Raw genomic sequence first — 5,914 nt, 5'->3', positions numbered from 1 at the left:
TCTGATTACATTATGCAGACTCGGAAGAATCTACATCCTGTTTGTTACATATTGCTATGAACACTCATCACTTACGTGATTCAGAAAATATTGATAATAATTTTGATTGCTACATTCTTTACGAGAAAGAGTGAGCAATTTCGATTAACTCAACACCTGTGAGTGTCCACACAGATTACTTGATAAATTGTTAAAGAGCGTACTCGGTAACTAGCGTCAGACGCCTTGTTCCGTGTCAGTGGTTGCGCATTATAGGGAAATCATTTTATCCCGCAAGTGCTTTTATTAATTAATTTATAAAAAACCGTTCAAAAGCACACTTTTTAAACGTTTCGGGCTGAAAACCATCAAAAAAGCTCGTTCCAACATGTTTTGTCGCAATTAAAAGGCGACTCCACAGATGTTTATTGTTGTTTTAAGTAAGCTGGTACGTCTGCAATACTGTCAACAACCGCAGTGGCAAGCTCAATACCCGCTTCATCTACTACTTTACCACTTCTAACTAATAGTGCTGTATTGATACCTGCAGCTTTAGCAGCACGAATATCATCAGCTTTATCACCAACCATAATAGAATTGGCCATATCTATTTTTAGAAACTCAGCAGCATCAAGTAGCATTCCTGGTTTAGGTTTACGGCAAACACAATCTTGCTTGTATTCCCCTAAGCCTTTCACTGGATGATGAGGACAATAATAAATGCCATCTAACTCGACACCTTTATCTGCAAAGTTCCAATCCATCCACTCTGTTAAATGATGGAAGTCATCTTCAGAGTACATTCCACGTGCAATACCTGACTGGTTAGTAACAACCACAATCTTGTAGCCCATTTCTTTAAAAGCTAAACAAGCTTCAAAAACCCCTTCTATATATTCAAAGTCGTCTACAAGGTGTACATAACCTTTGTCTATATTAATGACTCCGTCACGATCTAAAAAAACGGCTTTATTCACGGTATTACTCCCAAATTCTCTATTAAGGTTATTATCCCATTACTGAGAAAATTATGCACTTGTATTATAAAAGGAACATTTTTTGCTGTTGTACTTTATAATGGGTTCAGTAAAGGTTACCCTTCCGTAGATATTTTGTGGCATTTATTAAGAAGTAATGAGTCAAATAAAACCGATAATTCATAAAACTCGTACCCAAGCCGTTGTTGAAGCGCTTAGAGAACAAATTTTGTCTGGTTATATAAAAGCAGGCGAACCTCTTAGACAGTCAGCGATTGCTGAGCAGCTCAATGTAAGTCGTATTCCTGTACGTGAAGCATTAGTTCAGCTAGAAGCTGAAGGCTTAGTAAAGTTTGAAGCCCATAAAGGTGCAACTGCGACTGAGCTTTCTGTCGAACAAGTCACAGAATTATTTGAATTAAGGGCTATGATCGAAACCGACCTTCTTGCAAGAGCAATTCCTAATTTGCGAGAAGAGGATTTCAAAAAAGCTGAATCAGTGTTAGCGCAATTAGAATCAGCTTTGAAATTGGAAGACTCTGTTGCTATTTGGAGTGAACTCAATACTCAGTTTCATACCTGTTTATATGAAGCCGCAAATAAACCACATACACTTGAAGTCGTACATGGACTCAATAATAACTGCGATCGCTATATTCGCTTACAGCTATTATTAACTGGTGGGATCCCTACCGCGGAGCGTGAGCATCGCGAATTATTCGAGTTATGTAAAAACAAAGATATCGATAAAGCGACCCAACTTTTGCGTGAGCATATTTTACATGCAGCAAAAGCCATTAAAAAATTAGTCATTCAACAGATTGATTAATTTAAAACTAATTTACGTGTCGTTTTAACACACAATTTTAAATTTTATTTGAGAGATAAACACATGCAGTATGCTCATATCACCGGCTGGGGAAAATGTGTCCCACCAGCAAAATTGACCAACGATGACTTAGCCACTTTTATGGAAACGTCTGACGAGTGGATCAAAACTCGTACAGGCATTAGTGAACGACACATCAGTCATGTGAACACGTCAGAACTTGCTACAGTCGCTGCGCAAAATGCGTTACTAGCTGCTGGCATTGATGGCAGTGAATTAGACCTAATTATTCTTGCAACTGCGAGTCCAGACACGCTTATTCCAAATATCGCATCCACAGTTCAAGCTAATGTAGGCGCAACCTGTGGCGCATTTGATATCAATGCAGCATGCAGTGGTTTTTTATACGCACTAGGTATGGGTAGCTCTTTAATAAAGAGTGGCCAAAATAAAAAGATTTTGGTGATTGGCGCTGAGCGATTATCATTTTATCTAGACTGGTCACGTCGCGAAACCGCTGTTTTGTTTGGTGACGGTGCAGGTGCAGTTGTGATTGAGGCAAGCAATGAGCCTGGTGGTGTACTTGGCTACGAGCTAAACAACGACCCAGCTGCTCGCGATATTTTATCATCTGGCTTTGGTACTCAGATGGATCGTTTCGATTCATCTTCGTTAGATTTCTTCATTAACTTAAATGGTCAAGAAGTCTTTAAACGTGCTATTCATGGTATGGGCGGCTTAAGTACTAAAGTCCTTGAAAACTGCAACATGACAAAAGAAGATGTAGACCTTGTCATTCCTCATCAGGCAAATGAGCGTATTATTGATACCCTTATTAGCCGTATGAAAATTCCAAAAGAAAAAGCATTCGTTAACATTGCTAATTACGGTAATACTTCGGCGGCCACTATTCCTATCGCAATTTGTGATGCCCTAGAGCAAGGTAGAATGACTGCTGGCCAGACAATATTATCATGTGCATTTGGTGCCGGTCTTACTTCGGCGGCATTACTACTCAAATGGGGTGAGCGCACAACACCTATTAATGCCCCAACGGCTGAGCTACCACCATGTGAAGTTACAGCACTTGAACTGATTAAGCCTGGGGTTGATTTTTTTACTAATCGTGGCTAATTAGTGAGTTAAACTCAATAAAAAAACCAGTATAATGCTGGTTTTTTTGTTTTAACACTGGCTATAAATTCAGCCATAAAGCCATCACATCATATTAAATTGAGATAAATTCTGACGCTGACAATTGCTGAACGTCACCAATAGCATTTATTTGGGCAACAAATAGCTCTGCACACGCTAAAGCATCCGTTAATGCATCATGACCTGAATAAGTTGGTAGGCCATATCTCTGTCGACATGCATCTAAACGTAAACTCCCCTCTTTTAATACATCATGCTGTCGAAGTAATCGCTGTTTCTCTAACGCTAACGTATCAATAAAAGGTAGCTTAATTGCTCTGTTGTAGGTTTTAGCTAAATGGGACTGTAAAAAGCCAACATCCATTGGTGAGTGATGTGCAACTAATATATGCCCCTTAGTTTGTTCAATAAACCATTCCATTGCTTGCTCTAACGTCAGTGCACTCGATAAATGATTATCGACAATGCCATGGACCGCAGCGCTTTGACCAACACTGCCATCGATATTAATCATAACCTGCTGCGCTTTTGACAATGGAATTGATAACGGAATAGTCCCAGGCTCAATGGGGACAATACCTATACTGATAATTTGATCTTGTTGTGGGTCAAGACCTGTCATCTCCAAGTCAATTGCCATTAATGGAGTCTGCGTAATTAACTTATCAATTGCTGTTAAACAGGCATGATGATATTCAGATAACACATCTTTGTGACCAAACATTTCATAATATAAACGTGCTTTTAGCCATAACTCATTCACAAATTAATAGCTCCGCATAAACTTCATTCGAAGCCCTGATTGGGCGTCATGCACCACTTTAAATGCATCCCGTAATTGATGACGCATTAACGAAGACATTTGCTGAGGCTTTAAGTAATTGGTCACTTCTTGTTGACTGGTATACTGCTCACCTTGATTAGATAGACGCATATGGGCAATAAACTCATGAGCATCAGCAAGATTTAGCGCATCTTTACGATTAATGATATTCGCATCCATAAGGGCGCGAATACGTTTGGGCGTATTCACTTCAGTTATACCTGCACTTAATGCGTAAACTCTGGCAATATCATTGATCAATGCCACCCCTTTATGCTTTAAGTCCATTCCTTTTACTTCACTGCCGTCTCGCTCAAGGACAAACTTTCTGAAAAAACCCAATGGCGGCGATTCAACTAGCGAGTTACCCGCCATACCAGCAAGAAAGATATCGTTATCTTTAGTCCGCTCAAGTACGTGTTCTTGAAGCTGATCAAACAAACTCTGGGGACCATAAACAGCGCGCATATCAAAAAAGATACTGGCATGCATTAATGCTTTGGGGTCAGGGGCTGTTAACCACTGCTCGAAATGGCGTTGCCATTTCTCAAGTGATAAACGCCATTTAGAGTTTTGCGCCATAATGTCACCAGGGCAATAAATATACCCACACTTATCTAAGCCTTCACACACTGCATGAGATAACGCATCGAAATAGCCTTTGGCGTGTTCATCAGGTTCATGGGCTAACAACAGGCCATTGTCTTGATCACTGCACGCTGCTTGATCTTGTCGACCTTGGGAACCAAATGCTAACCAGCAAAATGCCATTGGCGCCGCACCAAGAATTTGCTGATTTAGGATGATTAATCGTCTGGTTAATGCATCAGTGACTGACGTTAACACTCGGCCGACTTCTTCAGCTCTCGCATCGGCGCTAATTAGGTTTTGCAGTAACACTGGGATTTGCTTACTGACATTAATTAAACTTTCAATATCTTGCTGTCTTTCTATTTCACCAATAAGTAATAATGGCTGAGAGCTTTGGCCACGCAAAATATCCGTGCTGGTAAGAATACCAACTGCAGCAGGTTCGGATTTATCATCTACAATGCTCTCGGCCATAATGGGTAAATGATGTATTCCATGCTCGCTCATCAATAACATGGCTTCAAACACCAAAGCATTGGCGCTCAAGGTTTTAGGGTTTGCAGTCATAGCTTGATGGACAGCTAATTGACCATCAAAACCTTCAGCTAATACCCGATTACGTAAGTCTCTATCGGTTAAAATGCCTATTAATTTATTATTATCAATGACTAATACCGATGACACTCTCGCAGTGCGCATTTTCTTAGCGGCTTCACTTACCGTTTCATGGCAATCAATGGTTAATGGGTCAACAGACATCAAGCTATTAACTCGACTGGTTGTGGTTAAATCTTTCGCTTTGAACCTTGCTTGATGGCGCATTCGCTTTGCAAAAGCACGATTGAAAAAGCGATCGAAAACTCGACTTTCATTTCTGAGGTAATTGAAAGTGTCAGGATCTAGATGGTAAACAAGACTGTCTTCTAAAATCTGTACTTGATTACTGACTTTCTCCCCTGATAAAAGAGAAGGAAAACCAAAGTAATCCCCTTCACCTAACCTATCGAGTAATTCCCCTTGATCATCTTTCACTTCAAATGCACCGCTTCTTACAATATACAGCTGCGGATGGTTTTCATCTAAAGGAACAACTTTGCTGGGTTTACTGTAATAACCGATGGTGAGCTGCTGACAACAACGAACTAAGTTGGCTTCTGATAAAGAGTCAAATGGAACTAATGCTTGAATAAACTGCAATATAGGTTGGAGTTCGCTCGCATCTTTCATATTGGCCCCTTCATAACGACATTAGCGTCAGTGCTTTTAAAGTCAGTGCTTTGAATAAACTTTACAATATCAACTATACGTAAAACTTAAATTTGGCACTATTCGACTTAAGGTTAGGTACTTTAGGTTAGATACGTTCGAAAGTGGATAGATAAAAATGGCATGTGAATAATGATTTAGTCGTTACCTTAAAAAGGAAATAAAAAAGAGCGCCTAAGCGCTCTTCAGACTGCTGACAAAGCCCTAGACATTCGTCTAGGGCTTTGATCTAATAGAAGTACAGATAATAACCAAGTTTATCATCATGCTTCGAGAGCCTAGTCCACAACAATA

Annotated in this window: 5 protein-coding genes; 2 read left to right on the top strand and 3 right to left on the bottom strand. The window is 39.9% G+C overall.

Annotated elements, in window-relative coordinates:
- Positions 1-404 precede the first annotated feature (404 nt).
- Positions 405-956 carry a D-glycero-beta-D-manno-heptose 1,7-bisphosphate 7-phosphatase gene (gene gmhB / locus L2735_RS19700; protein WP_248986291.1) on the bottom strand — a complete coding sequence of 184 codons (552 nt, stop codon included), beginning with the start codon at positions 954-956 and terminating at the stop codon, positions 405-407.
- A gap of 157 nt (positions 957-1,113) precedes the next feature.
- On the opposite strand from gmhB, the gene L2735_RS19695 reads away from it, so the two are divergent.
- Together L2735_RS19695 and L2735_RS19690 are read left to right on the top strand one after the other, a co-directional pair.
- Complete coding sequence (locus L2735_RS19695) at positions 1,114-1,785, top strand: GntR family transcriptional regulator (protein WP_248986290.1); 672 nt, start codon at positions 1,114-1,116, stop codon at positions 1,783-1,785.
- Between the two features lie 63 nt (positions 1,786-1,848).
- Complete coding sequence (locus L2735_RS19690; RefSeq protein WP_248986289.1) at positions 1,849-2,919, top strand: ketoacyl-ACP synthase III; 1,071 nt, start codon at positions 1,849-1,851, stop codon at positions 2,917-2,919.
- A gap of 94 nt (positions 2,920-3,013) precedes the next feature.
- Here L2735_RS19690 and L2735_RS19685 read toward each other — a convergent pair whose 3' ends face one another.
- Together L2735_RS19685 and L2735_RS19680 are read right to left on the bottom strand one after the other, a co-directional pair.
- Positions 3,014-3,703: an exonuclease domain-containing protein gene (locus L2735_RS19685; protein ID WP_248986288.1), complete on the bottom strand. Its 690-nt coding sequence runs from the start codon at positions 3,701-3,703 to the stop codon at positions 3,014-3,016.
- 3 nt (positions 3,704-3,706) lie between these two features.
- Positions 3,707-5,581, bottom strand: coding sequence for a DUF294 nucleotidyltransferase-like domain-containing protein (locus L2735_RS19680; RefSeq protein WP_248986287.1), 1,875 nt, complete (start codon positions 5,579-5,581; stop codon positions 3,707-3,709).
- Between the last annotated feature and the right edge of the window lie 333 nt (positions 5,582-5,914).

Origin of the sequence: Shewanella olleyana (genome assembly GCF_023283825.1) — a bacterium.
Classification (GTDB): Bacteria; Pseudomonadota; Gammaproteobacteria; order Enterobacterales; family Shewanellaceae; genus Shewanella; species Shewanella olleyana.
Note: the sequence above shows the minus strand (reverse complement) of the source record. Positions and strands in the feature narration are given on the sequence as shown.

Excerpts from the sequence above, each read along its gene's own strand:
- L2735_RS19690 (WP_248986289.1), top strand. The coding sequence starts at position 1,849 with ATGCAGTATGCTCATATCACCGGCTGGGGAAAATGTGTCCCACCAGCA.
- L2735_RS19695 (WP_248986290.1), top strand. The coding sequence starts at position 1,114 with ATGAGTCAAATAAAACCGATAATTCATAAAACTCGTACCCAAGCCGTT.
- L2735_RS19680 (WP_248986287.1), bottom strand. The coding sequence starts at position 5,581 with ATGAAAGATGCGAGCGAACTCCAACCTATATTGCAGTTTATTCAAGCA.